Raw genomic sequence first — 19,635 nt, 5'->3', positions numbered from 1 at the left:
GTTCTTCAGAGCTGATGTTTCACGTGAAACGTCGCTCGCCCCGGGCCAGGAACACGGCGGTCGCGGCGTAGAGCGCTGACACGATGAGGACCAGGGCCACGGAGCGTCCGTCGGCGGGGAGCATGAGGGAGGCCACCGCCGCCGCGCCGACGAACGCGACGTTGAACAAGACGTCGTAGACGGAGAAGACGCGGCCGCGGTAGTCGTCGTCCACCTGGGACTGCAGTTCGGTGTCGGTGGAGATCTTGGCGCCCTGGGTGGCGAGGCCGAGTACAAAAGCAGCGGCCAGCATCGGCCCGGGGGCGAAGAACAGGCCGAGGGCCGGCACCAGGACGGCGGCGCCGGCCGAGCATGCGGTGATCCAGCCGAGCGGGCCCAGCCGGCCCACCAGCCAGGGGGTCACCACGGCGGCGGCGAAGAACCCGGCCCCGGAGGCGCCGACGGCGATGCCCAGCAGCGCCAGCCCGTCGGACTCGTTGTCCGACCAGGCGTAGCGGCAGAGCATCAGCAGCATCACGAACAGGGTCCCGTAGCAGAACCGCATCATGGTCATCGCGGTGAGTGCCCGGGCCGCCTCGCGCCGGGAGGCGAGGTGGCGCAAGCCCTCGGCCATTCCCCGCACCGTGAGGGCGACCCCCTCGGCGACCGAGGGATGGGCCCGGCCGGCGGGGTGGTCCGGCCCGAGGAGGCCGATGGCCAGTTGCAGGGAGACCAGGGCCGCGCACAGGTAGAGTCCGGCGCCCAGGAGCACGACCAGGGCGTTGGAGTCGGAGGCCAGCAGCCGGACCAGGAAGGCCAGCCCTCCGCCCGCCACCGCCGCGAGGGTTCCGGCGGTGGGGGAGAGCGCGTTCGCGGTGACCAGCTGGTCGGGTCCGACGACGTGCGGCAGCGAGGCGGCGAGCCCGGACAGCACGAAGCGGTTGACGGCGGTCACGGACAGGGCCGAGGCGTAGAACAGCCAGTCGGGCACCTGCGCGACGATCAGCATTCCGGTGACGCAGGCGAGGAAGGCCCTCAGGAGATTGCCGTAGAGGAAGACCTGGCGGCGCCGCCAGCGGTCGAGCAGCACCCCGGCGAAGGGGCCGATCGCCGAATACGGCAGCAGCAGTACCGCCATGGCGGAGGCGATGGCCGCCGGTGAGGTCTGCTTCTCCGGAGAGAAGATCACGTAGGTGGCGAGTGCGACCTGGTAGACGCCGTCCGCCGCTTGGGAGAGCAGTCGTACGGCGAGCAGGTTGCGGAAGTCCCTCAGGCGCAGGAGTACGCGCAGATCACGTACGACAGGCATGAGGGCAAGGGTCACATACGCGGAGGGTCCCCGGGCACATTGCCCGGGGACCCTCCGCGGAAGAACTGCCGAAGTCCAGGTGTCGTGAAGACCCGTGGGTTCGGTTAGCGCTCGACCTCGCCCTTGATGAACTTCTCGACGTTGGCCAGGGCCTCGTCGTCGAAGTACTGCACCGGCGGGGACTTCATGAAGTAGCTGGACGCCGACAGGATCGGGCCGCCGATGCCGCGGTCCTTGGCGATCTTCGCGGCGCGCAGGGCGTCGATGATGACACCGGCCGAGTTCGGGGAGTCCCACACCTCGAGCTTGTACTCGAGGTTCAGCGGGACGTCGCCGAAGGCGCGACCTTCCAGGCGGACGTAGGCCCACTTGCGGTCGTCGAGCCACGCGACGTAGTCGGACGGGCCGATGTGGACGTTCTTCTCGCCGAGCTCACGGTCGGGGATCTGCGAGGTGACGGCCTGGGTCTTGGAGATCTTCTTCGACTCGAGGCGGTCGCGCTCGAGCATGTTCTTGAAGTCCATGTTGCCGCCGACGTTGAGCTGCATGGTGCGCTCAAGACGGACACCGCGGTCCTCGAACAGCTTCGCCATCACGCGGTGCGTGATGGTGGCGCCGACCTGCGACTTGATGTCGTCGCCGACGATCGGGACACCGGCCTCGGTGAACTTGTCCGCCCACTCCTTGGTGCCGGCGATGAAGACCGGGAGGGCGTTGACGAAGGCGACCTTGGCGTCGATGGCGCACTGGGCGTAGAACTTCGCCGCGTCCTCGGAACCGACGGGCAGGTAGCAGATCAGGACGTCGACCTCGCGGTCCTTGAGGACCTGGACCACGTCGACCGGAGCCTCGGCGGACTCCTCGATCGTCATGCGGTAGTACTTGCCCAGGCCGTCGTAGGTGTGGCCGCGCTGGACGGTCACACCGGCGTTCGGGACGTCGCAGATCTTGATGGTGTTGTTCTCGCTGGCGCCGATGGCGTCCGAAAGATCGAGGCCGACCTTCTTCGCGTCGACGTCGAACGCGGCGACGAACTCGATGTCACGCACGTGGTAGTCGCCGAACTGGACGTGCATCAGACCGGGGACCTTGGCCGCCGGGTCGGCGTCCTTGTAGTACTCGACGCCCTGCACCAGCGAGGCGGCGCAGTTGCCTACGCCGACGATGGCTACGCGAACCGAACCCATTCCGGTTGCTCCCTGTTTGTTCTCGGACGAGGCCTGCGAGGTGCAGGCCTCATTTTTCAGTTTCGTTGGACGGACCGGATCGTCTCCGATCCCGTCCCGCCCGCTCACTCTCGATGAGCTCGTTCAGCCAGCGCACTTCGCGCTCCACGGACTCCATGCCGTGCCGCTGCAGCTCGAGCGTGTAGTCGTCGAGACGCTCCCGCGTCCGGGCGATCGAGGCACGCATCTTCTCCAGACGCTCCTCCAGCCGGCTGCGGCGGCCCTCCAGTACCCGCATGCGGACGTCTCGTTCGGTCTGGCCGAAGAAGGCGAAGCGGGCGGCGAAGGACTCGTCCTCCCAGGTGTCGGGGCCCGTGTGGGAGAGCAGCTCCTCGAAGTGCTCCTTACCCGCGGCCGTCAACCGGTAGACGATCTTGGCGCGGCGCCCTGCGAGTGAAGCGGCGAGAGCGTCCTCCGGGGCGTTGCCCGGCTCTTCGATCAACCAGCCGTTGGCGACCAGCGTTTTGAGGCAGGGGTAGAGCGTCCCGTAGCTGAAGGCTCTGAACACCCCCAGCGAGGTGTTGAGCCGCTTGCGCAGCTCGTAACCGTGCATGGGGGATTCGCGAAGCAGGCCGAGGACGGCGAACTCGAGGATGCCTGAGCGTCTGCTCATCCGCCTGCCCCTCCTCCGCCCCTGAGTCTTTATGTCGAGCTGATGTATCGACTCGATACATCCAGACGATAGAACGGGGCGCTCTGATCGACAAGGGGAGACATGGTGACCGGTGTCACATCACCAATTCGCACCAGGCAGGTTGCCTGATTTGGGGTGAACTTCGGCACTGAGCGCGTTTTGAGCGTGCGTAGTCTGTGCGCCATGACACCGGGGGGTACCGGAACTAATCTGCCGCTTCCAGGCCACTCGCCTGCCCGAGGAGTAGTCGTTCGATGAGCGAGCACCGTCGCAAACTGCCGCAGCCCGAAGGCGGTGGGCGCGCCTCAGCCCGCCGCGCCGCCCAGCCGCGCCCCGGAAGGGGCGCGGCCGGACGTGACGTCCCTACGGCGTCGTACAGCGGCCCGTACGCACCGCAGCCCTCCCAGGGCAGCCGTGCCGATGCCCGCCGAGCCGCCCAGAGAGGCAGCGGCCGCGGGAGAGGAGCCGGCGCCGCCACGCGCGACAAGCGGCTCATCAACTACCCGCGGTCCGACAGAGACGGCTGGAAGCGCTTCGTGCCGTCCTGGAAGTTCGTCGCCGGCTCGGCCCTGGGCTTCTTCGCGGTCATCACGGCCGGCACCGGCATCGGTATCGCCATGGTGAGCAACCCGGACCCGAACAAGGCAGCCCAGGCGCAGAACAACGTCTTCTACTGGGCCGACGGCAGCCAGATGGTGGCGACGGGCGGTTCGATGAACCGGCAGATCGTGCCCATCTCCAGCATCCCCCGGTCGATGAGGGACGCCGTGATCTCGGCGGAGAACGAGTCCTTCGAGACGGACAAGGGCGTGGACCCGATGGGTGTCGGCCGCGCCGTGTGGAACATGGCCACGGGCGGCTCGACCCAGGGCGGCTCGACGATCACCCAGCAGTACGTGAAGAACACGTACCTGGACTCCGACCAGACGCTCAAGCGGAAGGCCACCGAGCTCTTCATCGCGATAAGGCTGGGTGTCACCGAGGAGAAGGACAAGGTCCTCGCCGGCTACCTGAACACCGCCTACTACGGGCGGGACGCCTACGGCATCCAGGCCGCGGCCCGCGCCTACTTCGGCAAGGACAGCCAGGACCTGAACCCCTCCGAGTGCGCCTTCCTGGCCGCCGTGCTGAAGGGTCCCAACCTCTACAACCCGGACGGCGGCATTGGCGCCGCGGCCACCCCCGCCCTCAACGAGAAGCGGGCCCGGGAGCGCTGGAGCTGGGTGCTGGACCGTGAGGTCGAGGTCGGCCGGATGGACAAGGCCGAGCGGGCGAAGTTCACGGACGCGGACTTCCCCCCGCGGGTCGAGTCGGAGCAGGCCCGCGGCATGACCGGCCAGATCGGCTACCTGGTCGACACGGCCAAGGCCTACGTGATGAAGACCAAGGGCATCACCCCCGAGCAGATGGCCATGGGCGGCTACCGGATCAAGACCACCTTCCAGAAGCCGAGGGTGGACGCCATGGTCAAGGCGGTCGAGGACACCCGCAACGGGTTCATCGACGAGAAGGGCCGCCCCGAGACGGACACCTTCGTACAGTTCGGCGCGGCCTCGGTGGACGTGAAGACCGGGGCCCTCGTCGCCCTGTACGGCGGCCCGGGCTGGGACCACAAGTACTTCAGCAACAACGCCAACTCCAGCGGTGTCCCGGTCGGCTCGACCTGGAAGCCGTACGTGCTGGCGGCGGCGATGGAGTACGGCACCCAGAACTCCAAGGGCAAGGGCATCTCGGCCGACAGCAAGTACATGGCCAATGACCTCACCGTGATCAACAACCGTGAGGGCAAGCCCCTGCGCGACGCGTCGGGCGCGCCGTTCAAGCAGAAGAACGAGAGCCCCACCTCCTTCGGGTACGTGACCCTCAACGAGGCGATGGAGAAGTCCATCAACGTCCCGTTCGCCCAGCTCGTCTTCGATGTCGGCCACGACAAGGTCAGGGCCGTGGCCAAGTCCACGGGCATCCTGGAGGAGTCGGTCAACCCGAACAACGACGCCTCCTTCGCCCTCGGTACCTCCACCCCGAGCGCCATCCGCATGGCCGACTCGTACGCGACCTTCGCCGCCTCCGGCACGCACCGCGAGCCGTTCTCGGTGACCGAGGTCGAGAAGGACGGCGAGAAGCTGTCGGGCTTCGAGGCCCCCAAGGACCAGCGGGCCATGGACAGCGCCGTGGCCGACAACATCACCAAGGTGCTGGAGAACGTCGTCGAGAACGGCACCGGCAAGAAGGTCCAGAAGCTGGGCCGGCCCGCCGCGGGCAAGACCGGTACCACGGACGAGAACAAGTCGGCTTGGTTCGTCGGCTACACCCCGGAGCTGTCCACCTCGGTGGTCCTCTTCCGCACCGACCCCAACTCGCCGGACAAGAAGTTGATCTCCATGAGGGGCGTGGGCGACATCCCCTCCCTCCACGGTGGTGACATCCCGGCCGAGATCTGGACCGAGTACATGGGCGAAGCGCTCAAGGGTCTCCCGGTCAAGCAGTTCCCGGAGGCCGAGGACATCGGCGTGACCGCCGACTCCGCAGGCGCCCCCTCCCCCACGCCCTCGGTCGTCGCCCCGGCGTCCCCCTCCCCGTCGACGCAGCCGCCGAGCTCCCCGCCGGCGTCGCCCTCCCCGTCCAAGGGCGGTCGGCCGACCTGCCCGCCGTGGAAGCTGTACTGCGACCCGGACACCACGCGGGGGACCACCAACGGAGGCGCCAACAGCGGCACCAGCACCGGCACCGGCACCAACTCCGGCAACACGTCCGGCACCAGCACCGGCGTGATCGGCGGGTCCACCGGATCACCGTCCCCGACGCCGACCGGCAAACCGGGACGCCCGGGCGGCATCACCGGCGGGGTCAACGACTCCGTCCCCGAGTGACCCGTACCGCCGCTCCGTGAGTCGAGGAAGGCCGTCGCACCCCCGGTGCGACGGCCTTCCCCCATGTTCGGTCCGGTACGGCAGGATGAGCCCATGACCAAGGTGCACGAGGACAGCCCCGTACTGCCGACGCAGCAGGACGAGGTCGCCGCAGCCGGTAGTGAGCTCATCGGCGGCCCGCTCGGCCGCTACGCCCGGCTCGGCGGGCACTGGCTGGGGCCGGTCCGGGTCGTGGCGCTCATCGCCATCGGCATGTTCGCGCTCGGCATGGTCCAGAAGCTGCCCTGCTACGACTGGGCGTGGTTCCGGGGGGCGGGCTCGCAGTACACCCACGCCTGCTACTCCGACATCCCGCACCTGTACGCGGTACGGGGCTTCTCCGACAACCTGACGCCTTACTTCGACCGGCTCCCCGGCGACATGGAGTACCTGGAGTACCCGGTGCTCACCGGGCTCTTCATGGAGGTCGCCTCCTGGCTGACCCCCAGCAACGGCTCCATGCAGCACCGTGAACAGATGTACTGGATGGTCAACGCGGGCATGCTGATGGCCTGCGCGGCCGTCATCGCCGTGTGCGTCGCCCGCACCCACCGTCGCCGCCCCTGGGACGCCCTGCTCTTCGCCCTGGCGCCCGCCTTCGCTCTGACGGCGACGATCAACTGGGACCTGCTGGCCATCGCCCTGACCGCCGCCGGGATGCTCATGTGGTCCCGCGGCCGGACGGTCCTCTTCGGTGTCCTCATCGGCCTGGCCACCGCCGCCAAGCTCTACCCCGTACTGCTGCTCGGGGCGCTGTTCGTGCTCTGCTGGCGGGCCGGGAAGTGGCGTGCCTTCGCCGCCGCCGCACTCGGAGCGGCCGGAGCCTGGCTGATGGTCAACCTGCCGGTCATGCTCTTCGCGTGGGACGGCTGGAAGAAGTTCTACACCTTCAGCCAGGAACGGCCCATCGACTACGGGTCGGTGTGGCTGTTGATCTCCCAGCGCACGGGCAACTCGCTGGAGGGCGCCAACACCTACGCGACCGGGTTGACGCTCCTGCTGTGCGGGGCCGTCGGACTGCTCACCCTGACCGCCCCGCGCCGGCCCCGCTTCGCACAGCTGGCCTTCCTCGTCGTCGCCGCCTTCATCCTGTGCAACAAGGTCTACTCGCCGCAGTACGTGCTATGGCTCATCCCGCTCGCCGCACTGGCCCGACCGCGCTGGCGGGACTTCCTGATCTGGCAGGCCGGCGAGGTCGTGTACTTCCTCGGGATCTGGTTCTACCTCGCCTACACGGCCAGCGGTGACAAGCACCAGGGCCTGCCCGTGGAGGGCTACCAGCTGGCGATCACCGCCCACGTGCTGACCACCCTGTACCTGTGCGCGGTCATCGTCCGGGACATCCTGATGCCCGAGCGGGACATGGTGCGCCTGGACGGCTCGGACGACCCCTCCGGTGGCGTCCTGGACGGCGCGGAGGACGTGTTCGTGCTGTCAGACGCGGCGAGGGCGCCGCAGTACGCGACGCCCTCGGATGGACAGCGGGTCGCCTGGGGCGCGAGCGCCCGGGACTGACCGGTCGGACTCAGGCGTCGAGCACCCGGTCGAACTGCGTGGTGGTGTGGCGCAGGTGCGCCACCAGCTCGTCGCCGACCTTCGGCTCGGTCGCGTCCGAGGGCACGAACAGGATCGACACCTGCATGTGCGGCGGCTCCGCGAACCAGCGCTGCTTGCCCGCCCAGACGAAGGGCGAAAGGTTCCGGTTGACCGTGGCCAGACCCGCCCGGGCGACGCCCTTGGCGCGCGGCATCACGCCGTGGAGCGCCTTCGGGGCCTCCAGGCCCACCCCGTGCGAGGTACCGCCGGCGACCACGACCAGCCAGCCGTCGGACGCCGCCTTCTGCTGCCGGTAGCCGAACCGGTCGCCCTTGGCCACGCGCGTGACGTCGAGGACCGCGCCGCGGTACTCGGTGGCCTCGTGGTCGCCCAGCCACAGCCGGGTGCCGATCCGTGCCCGGAAACGGGTCTGCGGGAACTGCTGCTGCAGCCGTGCGAGCTCCGCGGCCCGCAGGTGGCTGACGAACATGGTGTGCAGCGGCAGGCGGGCCGCGCGCAGCCGGTCCATCCAGCCGATGACCTCCTCGACGGCGTCCGAGCCGTCCGGGCGGTCCAGGGGCAGGTGCAGGGCGAAGCCCTCCAGCCGGACGTCCTCGATGGCGGCGTGCAGCTGGCCGAGGTCCTGCTCGGAGATGCCGTGGCGGCGCATCGAGCTCATGCACTCGATGACCACCCTGGCCCCCACCAGACCGCGCACCCCGTCGAGCGACGCGACCGATCGGATGACCCGGTCGGGCAGCGGCACCGGGTCCTCGCCCCGCCGGAACGGGGTGAGGACGAGCAGGTCGCCGCCGAACCAGTCCTTGATGCTGGAGGCCTCGTACGTCGTACCCACGGCCAGGATGTCGGCGCCCATGCGGGTCGCCTCCTCGCAGAGCCGCTCGTGGCCGAAGCCGTAGCCGTTGCCCTTGCAGACCGGGACCAGCCCGGGGAACTGGTCCTGGATCTGCTTCTGGTGCGCACGCCAGCGCGCGGTGTCGACGTAGAGCGTGAGCGCCATGCCCGTCCGGAACCTCTCCTGAGAAGCTGCGTGGTGCAGCGGTGCTGTGTGTACGTGTGGGGCGGGGTGGAGCCGGTCAGCGGCGCGACATGTAGATGTCGAGGGCCTTGTGCAGCATCTTGTTGAGCGGGAAGTCCCACTCGCCGACGTACTCCACGGCCTCGCCGCCGGTACCGACCTTGAACTGGATCAGACCGAACAGGTGATCGTTCTCGTCCAGCGTGTCAGAAATGCCGCGCAGGTCATACACGCTTGCGCCGAGCGCGTACGAGTCGCGCAGCATGCGCCACTGCATCGCGTTCGAGGGGCGGACCTCGCGCTTGTGGTTGGCGGAGGCGCCGTACGAGTACCAGACGTGCTGGCCGACGGTGAGCATCGTGGCGGCGGCCAGCGGCTCTCCCTCGTGCGTGGCGATGTACAGGCGCATCCGGTTGGGGTCCTCGGAGTTGAGGGCCGTCCACTGGCGCTGGAAGTAGCTGAGGGGGCGCGGGCGGAACTTGTCGCGCTCGGCCGTGATCTCGTACAGGTGCTGCCAGGTCGACAGGTCGTCGTAGCCGCCCTGGACGACCTCGACACCGGCCTTCTCGGCCTTCTTGATGTTGCGGCGCCACAGCTGGTTGAAGCCCTTGAGGACGTCGTCCAGCGAGCGGTTGGCAAGCGGTACCTGGAAGACGTAGCGCGGCTGGACGTCGCCGAAGCCGGCGCCGCCGTCCTCGGCCTGCTGCCAGCCCATGCGGCGCAGCTTGTCCGACACCTCGAAGGCGCGGGGCTCGATGACCGAGGCCTCCACGTCGCGCAGGCGCTTCACGTTCGGGTCCTGGATACCGGCCTTGATGGCGGTCGAGTTCCAGCGGCGGATGACGACGGGCGGACCCATCTTCACGGTGAAGGCGCCCTGCTGCTTGAGGTGGGCCAGCATCGGCTGGAGCCATTCCTCCAAGTTCGGGGCGTACCAGTTGATGACCGGCCCCTCGGGGAGGTACGCGAGGTAGCGCTTCACCTTGGGCAGCTGGCGGTACAACACGAGGGCCGCTCCGACGAGTTCGTCGGACTCGTTGAACCATCCGAGGTTCTCGGAACGCCACTCGTTCTTCACGTCGGCCCACGCCGGGACCTGGCAGTGGCTCGCCGAGGGCAGGCTCTGGAGGTAACCCAGATGCTGCTCTCGGCTGATGGTCCTCAGGGACAGGCTCATGCGGGGCGTCTCCTCCGGCGGCTTCGCTGCTATGGCGCGAAGCCTACTGCGACAGGGGCGCCACCCTTCTGGGGGACGGGCCGTGGGCCCGGACCGGTGCGTGGCCGGCGCCCTGCCGAGGAGGTGTCCCGGTCAGCCCGGTCATCCGCCGAAGAGGCCGCCGTGGAACATGCCGAGGTAGAAGCCGATGGCAGACGCGCCAAGGCCGATGATCAGCGCGAAGCGCTCGCGTGTCGTGACGGAGACGAACTGTCCGTACGCGCCGGTGAGGATTCCGATCAGCCCGGCCCACGAGCTGATCAGGTGAAGGTTGTGGAAGAAGGCCGTGACGAACGCCACGGCGCCGAGGGTCAGAGTGACCGCCATCAGGGTGTCCTGCAGCGGATGGGGCTTGCCGTCGGTGGAGAGCAGCGAGATCTGAGGGGGCCGCATTGCCTGTGCCATCGGAAGGGCACCTCCTGGCTGAAGCTGGCGGTGCTGCGGGCTGCCTCCGGCAAGGGGCCGAGGGCATAGCACCGAGCACACCCGATGGATACAGATTGTGGCCCTCTCCCGCCGGATTTCAACCGGAAGGACGCGAGCAGGTAGTCTGTACAGCTGCGCGGTGTCTGCTCTGCGGACGCCGTGCTCACGCATCACGACCCTCCTGCCACGGAACGACCGTGGCCGCTGAGTCCAAAGGAGGTGGGTTCCACATGCGTCACTACGAAGTGATGGTCATCCTCGACCCCGATCTCGAGGAGCGCGCTGTCTCCCCGCTGATCGAGAACTTCCTCTCCGTCGTCCGTGAGGGCAACGGAAAGGTCGAGAAGGTCGACACCTGGGGCCGTCGTCGTCTCGCTTACGAGATCAAGAAGAAGCCCGAGGGCATCTACTCGGTCATCGACCTCCAGGCCGAGCCTGCGGTCGTCAAGGAGCTTGACCGACAGATGAACCTGAACGAGTCGGTTCTCCGGACCAAGGTCCTTCGCCCCGAGACCCACTGAACTTCGGTTCAGCGGTAATCGGGATCGAGTAGCACAGCAGCCCAGCAGCAATCCCCGCCGAGAGGTTCATCCATGGCAGGCGAGACCGTCATCACGGTCGTCGGCAATCTCGTCGACGACCCCGAGCTGCGCTTCACCCCCTCGGGTGCGGCGGTCGCGAAGTTCCGTGTCGCGTCCACCCCCCGCACCTTCGACCGTCAGACCAATGAGTGGAAGGACGGCGAGAGCCTGTTCCTGACCTGCTCGGTGTGGCGGCAGGCGGCGGAGAACGTCGCCGAGTCCCTTCAGCGAGGCATGCGCGTCATCGTGCAGGGCCGGCTGAGGCAGCGGTCGTACGAGGACCGTGAGGGTGTCAAGCGCACGGTCTACGAGCTGGACGTCGAGGAAGTCGGCCCCAGCCTGAAGAACGCCACGGCCAAGGTCGCCAAGACCACCGGTCGCGGTGGCCAGGGTGGGTACGGCGGCGGTCAGCAGCAGGGCGGCGGCGGTGGCAACTGGGGCGGAGCCCCCGGTGGCCAGCAGCAGGGCGGCGGAGCTCCCTCCGACGACCCGTGGGCGTCCAGCGCGCCGGCCGGTGGCCAGCAGCAGCAGGGCGGCGGCGGGGGCGGTTGGGGCGGAAGCTCTGGCGGCTCCGGCGGTGGCTACTCGGACGAGCCGCCCTTCTAGGGCAGCTCGCATCCCCACTTCTTGATCACACAGGAGAGACACAATGGCGAAGCCGCCTGTGCGCAAGCCTAAGAAGAAGGTCTGCGCATTCTGCAAGGACAAGACCGCGTACGTGGACTACAAGGACACGAACATGCTGCGGAAGTTCATTTCCGACCGTGGCAAGATCCGTGCCCGCCGCGTTACCGGCAACTGCACGCAGCACCAGCGTGACGTCGCCACGGCCGTCAAGAACAGCCGTGAGATGGCGCTGCTGCCCTACACGTCCACCGCGCGATAAGGAAAGGGTGACCGACTAATGAAGATCATCCTGACCCACGAGGTTTCTGGCCTCGGTGCCGCCGGCGATGTCGTCGACGTCAAGGACGGTTACGCTCGCAACTACCTGGTCCCGCGTGGTTTCGCGATCCGCTGGACCAAGGGTGGCGAGAAGGACGTGGCGCAGATCCGCCGCGCCCGCAAGATCCACGAGATCGCGACCATCGAGCAGGCCAACGAGGTCAAGGCCAAGCTCGAGGGTGTGAAGGTCCGTCTGGCCACCCGCGCGGGTGACGCCGGTCGTCTCTTCGGTTCCGTGACCCCGGCCGACATCGCCACGGCGATCGAGTCCTCGGGTGGCCCGAAGGTCGACAAGCGCCGCGTGGAGCTCGGCTCCCCGATCAAGACCCTCGGTTCGTACCAGGTCTCCGTGCGTCTGCACGCCGACGTGGCCGCGAACGTGGGCATCGAGGTCGTCGCCGCCTAAGGGCTGCGCTCGAAGGGCCGCACCCCATGGGGGTGCGGCCCTTCGTCGTTGTTCGGCGGTGTTTCACGTGAAACGCGCTGGTGCCGGCCCGTGGTGTTTCACGTGAAACACCACGGGGTCCGGCGGCGTGCTAGCGGGTGGCTCCCGAGACCAGCCACCGTCCCGATCCGGCGCGCAGCCGGAGGGTGATCATTCGGACCACCATCATCAGCGTCATGGCCCACCAGAGCGCTGTGACGCCGCCTCCGAGGATCGGCACGAGCAGTGCGGCCGGGGCGAAGGCGGCCAACGTCAGGAGCATGGCCCGGGCCAGGTAGCGGCCGTCACCGGCGCCCATCAGGACCCCGTCGAGTACGAAGACGATGCCGGAGACGGGCTGGGAGAGGGCCACGACCAGGAGGGCCGGCAGCAGGGCGGCCTCGACGGCCGGATCGCTGGTGAACAGCGGGATGAACACCGGGCGGGCCAGGACGACGAGCAGGCCGAGTGCGACGCCCGAGACGATCCCCCACTGCACCATGCGGCGGCAGACGGCCTTGGCGCCGTCGGTGTCGCCCGCGCCCAGGTAGCGGCCGATGATCGCCTGCCCGGCGATCGCTATGGCGTCCAGGGCGAAGGCGAGCAGGCTCCACAGGGAGAGCAGGATCTGGTGGGCGGCGATGTCGGCGTCGCCGAGCCGGGCGGCCACGGCGGTGGCGATCATCAGGATCGCGCGCAGCGACAGGGTGCGGACCAGCAGTGGAGCACCCGCCTGGGCGCAGGCCCGGATGCCCGAGGGGTCGGGGCGCAGCGAGGCTCCGTGGCGCCGGGCGCCGCGGACGACCACGACGAGGTAGGCGGCGGCCATGGCGCACTGGGCGATGACCGTGCCCCAGGCGGAGCCGGCGATGCCGAGCCCCGCACCGTAGACCAGGGCGACGTTCAGGCCCGCGTTGAGGGTGAAGCCGCCGATGGCGACGTAGAGCGGCGTACGGGTGTCCTGGAGGCCGCGGATGACCCCGGTGGCGGCCAGGACCATGAGCATGGCCGGGATGCCGAGGGCGGAGATCCGCAGATAGGTGATCGCGTACGGGGCGACCGCGTCGGAGGCCCCGAAGAGCGAGACCAGTGAGGGGGTCGCGGGAAGCACGACGGCGACGACGGCCGCGCCCAGTAGGAGGGCGAGCCAGATGCCGTCGATCCCCTGTCGGATGGCTGCCTGGAGGTCTCCTGCGCCGACGAGGCGGGAGACGGCCGCGGTGGTGGCGTAGGCGAGGAAGACGAAGACGCTCACGGCGGTGGTGAGTACCGCGGCGGCGATGCCGAGACCGGCCAGTTGGGGGGTTCCGAGGTGTCCCACGATGGCGCTGTCGGCCATCACGAAGAGGGGCTCGGCGACGAGTGCGCCGAAGGCAGGGAGAGCGAGTGCGAAGATCTCTCGGTCGTGCCGTCCCGGCCCTGCCTTGGGTGCTGCGACAGCCTGTGTCATGCGCTCAATCTAATCTTCCACAGGTAATGGATGCAACTACCTTTGGATCCTTACTGATGCGTTGACTTGGGCGTTCCTCACACCTCGTTGGAGGCGATCTTGAGGCAGCGTCCAAGAATTTTCTCCACCGCCGCCCCTGGGGGAGGAAAGCCCAGGTCAGATGGGGTAACAGGGTGGCGCGGGTGATTTTGTCCACAGCGTCATCCCCCGGTCCGTACACAGCTTCCGGCGAGTTACCCACAGCATTGGCGCCGTCATCCACATGTCATCCACACAGCCTGTGGATAACAAGATTGGCTGACGCCGCTCTCGGGCCTACCGTGGTTCGTTGCCCGACTCGCCGACAGCGGATTCGGGTGCCCCAAATGTCAGAGCCGTGTCGTAGAAAGAGTGACACGGCGAGGTCCGCGTTGCGGACGGGAGGAGGCGGCCCGGTGAGCATGCCCGAGCCCATGGACGACCCCTGGGCCGACAGCGGTCCGGGTGACCGTCTGCCCGCCCGTCCGCGCCGTAAGGGCGAAGGCCGTGGCCGCGGGGAGGAGCAGCACGACCGGGGCCGCGAGGGCGGCTCCTGGGACTCCGACGGTGGCGGCGGCTTCGAGCGCGTCCCTCCCCAGGACCTCGACGCCGAGCAGTCCGTGCTGGGCGGCATGCTGCTCTCCAAGGACGCCATCGCAGATGTCGTCGAGGTCCTCAAGGGCCACGACTTCTACCGGCCCTCGCACGAGACGATCTACCAGGCCATCCTCGACCTGTACGCCAAGGGCGAGCCGGCCGACCCGATCACCATCGGTGCCGAGCTGACCCGGCGCGGTGAGATCAGCAAGGTGGGCGGGGCCTCGTACCTGCACACCCTGGTCCAGTCCGTGCCGACCGCGGCGAATGCCGAGTACTACGCGGAGATCGTCCACGAGCGGGCCGTCCTGCGCCGCCTGGTCGCTGCCGGTACGAAGATCACGCAGATGGGTTACGCGGCCGACGGAGACGTCGACGAGATCGTCAACAGCGCCCAGGCCGAGATCTACGCCGTCACCGAGCAGCGGACCTCCGAGGACTATCTGCCGCTCGGCGACATCATGGAGGGTGCACTCGACGAGATCGAGGCGATCGGCTCCCGCAGCGGCCAGATGTCGGGCGTTCCCACCGGCTTCACGGACCTGGACTCGCTGACCAACGGCCTGCACCCGGGCCAGATGATCGTCATCGCCGCCCGTCCCGCCATGGGCAAGTCCACGCTCGCCCTGGACTTCGCCCGGGCATGCTCCATCAAGAGCAACCTGCCCAGCGTGATCTTCTCCCTCGAAATGGGGCGCAACGAGATCGCCATGCGCTTGCTTTCGGCGGAGGCCCGGGTCGCGCTCCACCACATGCGCTCGGGCACGATGACGGACGACGACTGGACCCGGCTCGCCCGCCGCATGCCGGACGTTTCCGCGGCCCCGCTCTACATCGACGACTCCCCCAACCTGTCGATGATGGAGATCCGGGCCAAATGTCGCCGGCTCAAGCAGCGCAACGACCTCTCGCTCGTGGTCATCGACTACCTCCAGCTGATGCAGTCGGGCGGCTCGCGCCGTCCCGAGAGCCGTCAGCAGGAGGTTTCGGACATGTCACGAAACCTCAAGCTGCTGGCGAAGGAGCTGGAGGTGCCCGTGATCGCGCTCTCCCAGCTGAACCGTGGTCCGGAACAGCGCACCGACAAGAAGCCGATGGTCTCCGACCTGCGTGAGTCGGGTTCCATCGAGCAGGACGCGGACATGGTGATCCTGCTGCACCGCGAGGACGCGTACGAGAAGGAGTCCCCCCGCGCGGGTGAGGCGGACCTGATCGTGGCGAAGCACCGTAACGGCCCGACGGCCACGATCACGGTGGCCTTCCAGGGCCACTACTCGCGCTTCGTGGACATGGCCAACACGTAGCATCCGCTCATGGATGAGCTTGCTGAGGACCTGGAACTTCTCCCTGCCACCAGGCGCGCGCTGAGGCACCGGATCGCCGTCGCGCAGAGCGAAGGGCGCGCGCCGTCCGTGGTGGCGGCCGTCCTGCGGGGCGGGGAGGTGGTCTGGGAGGGCTCCCGGACCTCGGTCGAGGGACACGGTCCTGACGGCGACGTGCAGTACCGGATCGGTTCGATCACCAAGACGTTCACGGCGGTTCTCGTGATGCGGCTGCGGGACGAGGGTCTGATCTCCCTCACCGATCCACTGGAGAAGCACCTGCCGGGGACCGGAGCCGGTCAGGTGACCATCGCCCAATTGCTCTCCCACACCGGCGGGTTGGCGGCGGAGACGCCCGGCGAGTGGTGGGAGCGCACCCCCGGGGAGCAGCGGCCCGAGCTCGGCGACGTGCTGGGGGAGGAGCCGTTCAAACTGGCACCGGGAACCAGGCACCACTACTCCAACCCCGGTTACACCCTGCTGGGTTCGCTGGTGGAGGCGGTACGCGGAAGGTCCTGGGAAGAGGCCCTGCGGATCGAGGTGTTGGAGCCGCTGGGGCTGAAGCGCACGGGCGGAGAGCCGCAGGCTCCGCACGCCGGCGGCTGGGCGGTGCATCCCTGGGCGGACGTGATGATGCCCGAACCGCTGGAAGACCTGGGGCTGATGGCCGCGGCCGGCCGGCTGTGGTCCACGACCCGGGACCTGGCGCGCTTCGCAGACTTCCTGCTGCGCGGTGACGAGCGCGTCCTGTGCGCCGAGTCCGTGCGGGAGATGCGCACGGCGGCCGCGCCGCCGGAGCCCGGTCTCGCCGAGCTGGGCTGCGGGCTGGGCATGCAGCTGATGGGGGTCGGCGCACGTAGGCTCGCGGGGCACAGCGGATCGCTGCCGGGCTTCGTCGCGGGGCTGTGGTTGAGCGAGGCGGACGACGTGGCGGCGGTGGTGCTGGCGAACTGCACCTCGGGCCTTCCGGCCTCGACCGTGGCCGTGGACCTCGTGGGGATCGTGGCGGACGCCGAACCGCGCTTCCCGCGACCGTGGCGGCCGTTCCTCGAGTCGGACCACGTGCCGCTCGAACTGTGCGGCCCCTGGTACTGGGGGACTTCGGCCCAGGTGGTGCGCCTGACCTCGGACGGACTCCTGGAACTGGGGCCGGTGGGCGCGAGCGGGCGCACGGCCCGTTTCCGGGCGGAGCCGGACGGTAGCTGGACCGGGCTCTTCGGCTACTACGCCGGTGAGACGCTGCGGGCGGTGCGCCGTGCGGACGGCTCGGTGAGCCATCTCGACCTGGCGTCCTTCGTGTTCACCCGGGAGCCGTACGACGCCGACGCCCCGGTGCCCGGCGGGGTGGACCCGCAGGGCTGGCGGGGCATCGGCTGACCGCCCGGGCCCGGCCCCGGGCCGGATCAGGCGACGAGTTCACGCTCCAGCGGAGTACGGAAGCGCGGGGTGATCCGTGCCTCCCCCACCCATGCGGCGAGCCGCGCGGCCTCGGTGGTGATCACTTGCTCGGCGGTTCGGCCGGGCCTGCCCAACAGCCGCCAGACGATCTCACCGTCGGAGCGCTGCGCCCAGCCGCCGACGATCTCGCCGTTCCACCACACGGTGGGACCGATGTTGCCGGCGTAGTCGAACAGGGCACTCCTGTGGGCGGGGTCGAGGTGGAAACTCCGGTCGGCCCAGCCCATGGCGGTGGGGTCGAGGCCGGGCAGCAGGGCCGCCCAGGGCTCCGACGCCGGTTCGGGCCCGGTGTCCCCGGGGCTGACCAGGGCGGTGCTGCCGTCCTCCAGGCGGACCTGGTCGGGCCCTACGGCGGCGAGGGCCCTGCGGACGTCCGTGAGGGTCCATCCGGTCCACCACTTGAGGTCGGCCTCGGTGGCGGGACCGTACGCGCGCAGCCACCGGCGGACGATCTCCGTGCGGGCCTCGGCGGCGGGTGCGGCGGGCCAGGGCTCCGTGGGGACCCAGCGGTATTGGCTGGAGGTCCAGGAGCCGCGCGGTCGGGCACGCCGGATACGGCCGTCGGCGGCGAGCAGGCGGATGACCCTGGTGGCGACGCCCTGCTCGGTCTCGTACTTCTTGCCGCGGCTGATGGTGATCTTCTGGCGCAGCGCGGGTACCGCTGCGGACAGCTGGCTGCCGGTGGAGGGGCCGTGGGCGTCGAGGGCGTCGAGCGCGGCGGCCTCCGCGCCGGCGAGCCAAGCGGCGTCGAGTCCCTGTCCGTCTTCATCGAGGTGCTTGAGGAGGGTGCGGCGTTCCTTAGCGGCGATCGCGCGGGCCGTGGAAGCGTCGACGTGCGGGGCGAGTTCGGCGGAGACCGCGAAGAGCGTGTTGCGCATGCTGAGCAGGCGCACGAGGCTGACGTCCTCGTAGAGCGCCCGCTCGATCTCGTCCGGGCCGCCTTCGGCGAGCCGCGCGCGGGCCGAGAGGAAGACGGTCGCGGCATCGGTCGCGTGCAGGGCGACGACGGAGTCCGCCGCCTCCACGACGCTCGCGGCGCGGGCCGACGGTGCCAGACGGTGGCGCCGGCCGAGCCGGTGGCGTCGCTCGGCGGTGGTGACGAGAGGGAGGCTCATCCTCCCGATCGTAGGCCGGGCCGCCGACACGGCGGCCCGGCTTGCCGGAACGTCGATCAGAGCTGGAGCTTGAACCCGACGTGCGAGGCGGTGAACCCGAGCCGTTCGTAGAAGCGGTGGGCATCGGTCCGGGTCACGTCCGAAGTCAGCTGCACCAGCGCGCAGTTCTCGGCACGGGACTTTTCGACGGCCCATTCGATGAACCGGGTGCCCAGGCCGCCGCCGCGCTCGTCGGCGTGTACGCGGACGCCCTCGATGATGGAACGGGTGGCTCCCCTGCGGGAGAGTCCCGGCACGATGGTCAGCTGGAGGGTGCCCACGACACGGTCGGCGCGGACGGCGACGACCAAGTGTTGGTTCGGGTCGCCGGTGAGGCGCTGCAGGGCTGCGAGGTACGGGGTGAGGTCGTCCGGGGACTCGCGGGTGGCGCCGAGCGGGTCGTCGGCCAGCATGGCGACGATGGCGGGCACATCGGCCTCGGTGGCCGGACGGATCGTCAGTTCGGGAGTGTCGGTCATGATGCGTTCTCCTCTCAGCCCGCGGCCACGGTGAGCGGTGCCCACCGGCGGGTCCAGTCTCCGGGCAGGCCGGGGATGCCCCGGGTCATGACGGCGTTGAAGGCCACGGAGGCCAGGCCCCGCTCCTTGAGCCAGACGAGGAGTTCCTCGTGTCGTACGTCGACATCGGTGCGCAGCACTCGGTCGGTGTCGATCGCGAGCGCGGTGACCAGTGACTGGGCGGTTGCGGTGTCATGCGCGATCAGCGGGCCGATGACCTGGGTGTTCATGTTGGGCCAGGCTGCGGCGTAGCCGGTGAGCGTGCCGTCTCCGGAGCGGTCCTCGGCGACGACCAGCTGGTCGGCGAAGGAGGGCAGCCGGGTGATCATGTGCGTGCGGTCGGTGCCGAAGACCTCGGCGTCCAGACGCAGGATGCGGGGGAGGTCCTCGGCGGTCGCGGGCCGGACCCGGGAGGTGCCGTACGTGCCGGGGGTGCCCTCGTGCCGGAAGGCGCCCATCAGCATCTCGGTGCGGCCGGTGGTTTCGAAGCCCAGTTCTTCGTAGAGGGGGCGCCCGTAGGGAGTGGCGTGCAGGGTGAGGGGGACGCCCTTGAGTGCGTCGTCACAGACGTGGGCCATGAGGCGGCGACCCAGGCCCTGGCGGGCGAAGCGGTCGGCCACGAGAACCATCCCGATCGCGGCGAGCTCCGGTCCGGCAGGGGCGTCGCCGTAGCGGGTGACGACGCAGGCCGCCGCGAGTCCCCGGCCGTCCGGGGCGTCGACGCCGTAGCCGTTTCCGGCGGCGAGGAGCAAACGCCACTTGTGTTCCTCGCGGAGCCAGCCGCGATCTTCGGACAGGTCGGCGCAGCGGTGGAGATCATCCACGGTGAGCGCCCGGATCGGTAGATCGGTGAGGTGTGGTGGTGTCACCTGGCCCAGACTGGATCATGGACTG

Annotated in this window: 17 protein-coding genes and 1 pseudogene; 8 read left to right on the top strand and 10 right to left on the bottom strand. The window is 69.2% G+C overall.

Translation table 11 applies throughout. The annotated features are described in order from the left end of the window. Nucleotides 1-19: 19 nt before the first annotated feature. The 3 genes and pseudogenes from ACIQK6_RS11620 to ACIQK6_RS11610 all read right to left on the bottom strand — a co-directional run. Complete coding sequence (locus tag ACIQK6_RS11620; RefSeq protein WP_329100209.1) at nucleotides 20-1,288, bottom strand: MFS transporter; 1,269 nt, start codon at nucleotides 1,286-1,288, stop codon at nucleotides 20-22. A gap of 104 nt (nucleotides 1,289-1,392) precedes the next feature. After that, entirely contained in the window at nucleotides 1,393-2,475 is a 1,083-nt protein-coding gene (locus tag ACIQK6_RS11615; RefSeq protein WP_189737960.1) for an inositol-3-phosphate synthase, read from the bottom strand. Nucleotides 2,476-2,527: 52 nt separating this feature from the next. Continuing rightward, a pseudogene (locus ACIQK6_RS11610) lies at nucleotides 2,528-3,127 on the bottom strand (helix-turn-helix transcriptional regulator); the annotation flags it as partial. Nucleotides 3,128-3,402: 275 nt separating this feature from the next. On the opposite strand from ACIQK6_RS11610, the gene ACIQK6_RS11605 reads away from it, so the two are divergent. Further along, on the top strand, nucleotides 3,403-6,018 hold the full coding sequence (locus tag ACIQK6_RS11605) for a transglycosylase domain-containing protein (protein WP_329100211.1): 2,616 nt from the start codon (nucleotides 3,403-3,405) through the stop codon (nucleotides 6,016-6,018). Between the two features lie 93 nt (nucleotides 6,019-6,111). After that, complete coding sequence (locus ACIQK6_RS11600) at nucleotides 6,112-7,572, top strand: glycosyltransferase 87 family protein (protein ID WP_329100212.1); 1,461 nt, start codon at nucleotides 6,112-6,114, stop codon at nucleotides 7,570-7,572. A 10-nt stretch (nucleotides 7,573-7,582) separates the two neighbouring features. On the opposite strand, the gene ACIQK6_RS11595 is transcribed toward ACIQK6_RS11600, so the two are convergent. From ACIQK6_RS11595 to ACIQK6_RS11585, 3 genes are all read right to left on the bottom strand, one after another. Further along, entirely contained in the window at nucleotides 7,583-8,614 is a 1,032-nt protein-coding gene (locus tag ACIQK6_RS11595; RefSeq protein WP_329100213.1) for an alanine racemase, read from the bottom strand. 76 nt (nucleotides 8,615-8,690) lie between these two features. Then, nucleotides 8,691-9,809 (bottom strand): lipid II:glycine glycyltransferase FemX, encoded by a 1,119-nt coding sequence (locus ACIQK6_RS11590; RefSeq protein WP_402694719.1) that lies wholly within the window; start codon nucleotides 9,807-9,809, stop codon nucleotides 8,691-8,693. 141 nt (nucleotides 9,810-9,950) lie between these two features. Next, entirely contained in the window at nucleotides 9,951-10,253 is a 303-nt protein-coding gene (locus ACIQK6_RS11585) for a hypothetical protein (RefSeq protein ID WP_030008388.1), read from the bottom strand. A 251-nt stretch (nucleotides 10,254-10,504) separates the two neighbouring features. Here ACIQK6_RS11585 and rpsF point away from each other — a divergent pair, with 251 nt between their 5' ends. From rpsF to rplI, 4 genes are all read left to right on the top strand, one after another. Beyond that, nucleotides 10,505-10,795, top strand: a complete 291-nt coding sequence (gene rpsF, locus ACIQK6_RS11580; protein ID WP_004950685.1) for a 30S ribosomal protein S6 — start codon at nucleotides 10,505-10,507, stop codon at nucleotides 10,793-10,795. 72 nt (nucleotides 10,796-10,867) lie between these two features. Beyond that, nucleotides 10,868-11,461: a single-stranded DNA-binding protein gene (locus ACIQK6_RS11575; protein WP_329100215.1), complete on the top strand. Its 594-nt coding sequence runs from the start codon at nucleotides 10,868-10,870 to the stop codon at nucleotides 11,459-11,461. Nucleotides 11,462-11,504: 43 nt separating this feature from the next. Beyond that, on the top strand, nucleotides 11,505-11,741 hold the full coding sequence (gene rpsR, locus ACIQK6_RS11570) for a 30S ribosomal protein S18 (protein ID WP_005315025.1): 237 nt from the start codon (nucleotides 11,505-11,507) through the stop codon (nucleotides 11,739-11,741). Between the two features lie 18 nt (nucleotides 11,742-11,759). After that, the gene (gene rplI / locus ACIQK6_RS11565) at nucleotides 11,760-12,206 is read left to right on the top strand and encodes a 50S ribosomal protein L9 (protein WP_030008386.1); all 447 of its coding nucleotides are present in this window, start codon (nucleotides 11,760-11,762) and stop codon (nucleotides 12,204-12,206) included. Between the two features lie 130 nt (nucleotides 12,207-12,336). Here rplI and ACIQK6_RS11560 read toward each other — a convergent pair whose 3' ends face one another. Further along, on the bottom strand, nucleotides 12,337-13,674 hold the full coding sequence (locus ACIQK6_RS11560) for an MATE family efflux transporter (RefSeq protein ID WP_402694718.1): 1,338 nt from the start codon (nucleotides 13,672-13,674) through the stop codon (nucleotides 12,337-12,339). Between the two features lie 452 nt (nucleotides 13,675-14,126). Between ACIQK6_RS11560 and dnaB the strand changes: the two genes are divergently transcribed. Then, on the top strand, nucleotides 14,127-15,593 hold the full coding sequence (gene dnaB / locus ACIQK6_RS11555) for a replicative DNA helicase (protein ID WP_329107781.1): 1,467 nt from the start codon (nucleotides 14,127-14,129) through the stop codon (nucleotides 15,591-15,593). A gap of 9 nt (nucleotides 15,594-15,602) precedes the next feature. Further along, entirely contained in the window at nucleotides 15,603-16,988 is a 1,386-nt protein-coding gene (locus tag ACIQK6_RS11550) for a serine hydrolase domain-containing protein (protein WP_402694717.1), read from the top strand. A gap of 26 nt (nucleotides 16,989-17,014) precedes the next feature. Here the strand turns inward: ACIQK6_RS11550 and ACIQK6_RS11545 are convergent, their stop codons facing one another. Genes ACIQK6_RS11545 through ACIQK6_RS11535 form a run of 3 tightly spaced genes read right to left on the bottom strand, consistent with a single transcriptional unit; the run spans nucleotide 17,015 to nucleotide 19,610 of the window. Then, nucleotides 17,015-18,184 (bottom strand): winged helix DNA-binding domain-containing protein, encoded by a 1,170-nt coding sequence (locus ACIQK6_RS11545; protein WP_402694716.1) that lies wholly within the window; start codon nucleotides 18,182-18,184, stop codon nucleotides 17,015-17,017. 56 nt (nucleotides 18,185-18,240) lie between these two features. After that, a complete protein-coding gene (locus ACIQK6_RS11540; protein ID WP_329100219.1) occupies nucleotides 18,241-18,702 on the bottom strand; it encodes a GNAT family N-acetyltransferase in 462 nt (153 codons plus the stop codon). Nucleotides 18,703-18,716: 14 nt separating this feature from the next. Next, nucleotides 18,717-19,610 carry a GNAT family N-acetyltransferase gene (locus ACIQK6_RS11535; protein WP_329100220.1) on the bottom strand — a complete coding sequence of 298 codons (894 nt, stop codon included), beginning with the start codon at nucleotides 19,608-19,610 and terminating at the stop codon, nucleotides 18,717-18,719. Nucleotides 19,611-19,635 lie beyond the last annotated feature (25 nt).

The sequence above is a fragment of the Streptomyces sp. NPDC091682 genome (assembly GCF_044756625.1).
Classification (GTDB): domain Bacteria; phylum Actinomycetota; class Actinomycetes; order Streptomycetales; family Streptomycetaceae; genus Streptomyces.
This window is presented reverse-complemented; position numbering and strand designations above follow the sequence as displayed.

Excerpts from the sequence above, each read along its gene's own strand:
- ACIQK6_RS11600 (WP_329100212.1), top strand. The coding sequence starts at position 6,112 with ATGACCAAGGTGCACGAGGACAGCCCCGTACTGCCGACGCAGCAGGAC.
- ACIQK6_RS11590 (WP_402694719.1), bottom strand. The coding sequence starts at position 9,809 with ATGAGCCTGTCCCTGAGGACCATCAGCCGAGAGCAGCATCTGGGTTAC.
- ACIQK6_RS11605 (WP_329100211.1), top strand. The coding sequence starts at position 3,403 with ATGAGCGAGCACCGTCGCAAACTGCCGCAGCCCGAAGGCGGTGGGCGC.
- ACIQK6_RS11540 (WP_329100219.1), bottom strand. The coding sequence starts at position 18,702 with ATGACCGACACTCCCGAACTGACGATCCGTCCGGCCACCGAGGCCGAT.
- rpsF (WP_004950685.1), top strand. The coding sequence starts at position 10,505 with ATGCGTCACTACGAAGTGATGGTCATCCTCGACCCCGATCTCGAGGAG.
- ACIQK6_RS11615 (WP_189737960.1), bottom strand. The coding sequence starts at position 2,475 with ATGGGTTCGGTTCGCGTAGCCATCGTCGGCGTAGGCAACTGCGCCGCC.
- rpsR (WP_005315025.1), top strand. The coding sequence starts at position 11,505 with ATGGCGAAGCCGCCTGTGCGCAAGCCTAAGAAGAAGGTCTGCGCATTC.
- ACIQK6_RS11585 (WP_030008388.1), bottom strand. The coding sequence starts at position 10,253 with ATGGCACAGGCAATGCGGCCCCCTCAGATCTCGCTGCTCTCCACCGAC.
- dnaB (WP_329107781.1), top strand. The coding sequence starts at position 14,127 with ATGGACGACCCCTGGGCCGACAGCGGTCCGGGTGACCGTCTGCCCGCC.
- ACIQK6_RS11545 (WP_402694716.1), bottom strand. The coding sequence starts at position 18,184 with ATGAGCCTCCCTCTCGTCACCACCGCCGAGCGACGCCACCGGCTCGGC.
- ACIQK6_RS11575 (WP_329100215.1), top strand. The coding sequence starts at position 10,868 with ATGGCAGGCGAGACCGTCATCACGGTCGTCGGCAATCTCGTCGACGAC.
- ACIQK6_RS11550 (WP_402694717.1), top strand. The coding sequence starts at position 15,603 with ATGGATGAGCTTGCTGAGGACCTGGAACTTCTCCCTGCCACCAGGCGC.
- ACIQK6_RS11560 (WP_402694718.1), bottom strand. The coding sequence starts at position 13,674 with ATGACACAGGCTGTCGCAGCACCCAAGGCAGGGCCGGGACGGCACGAC.
- rplI (WP_030008386.1), top strand. The coding sequence starts at position 11,760 with ATGAAGATCATCCTGACCCACGAGGTTTCTGGCCTCGGTGCCGCCGGC.
- ACIQK6_RS11595 (WP_329100213.1), bottom strand. The coding sequence starts at position 8,614 with ATGGCGCTCACGCTCTACGTCGACACCGCGCGCTGGCGTGCGCACCAG.
- ACIQK6_RS11620 (WP_329100209.1), bottom strand. The coding sequence starts at position 1,288 with ATGCCTGTCGTACGTGATCTGCGCGTACTCCTGCGCCTGAGGGACTTC.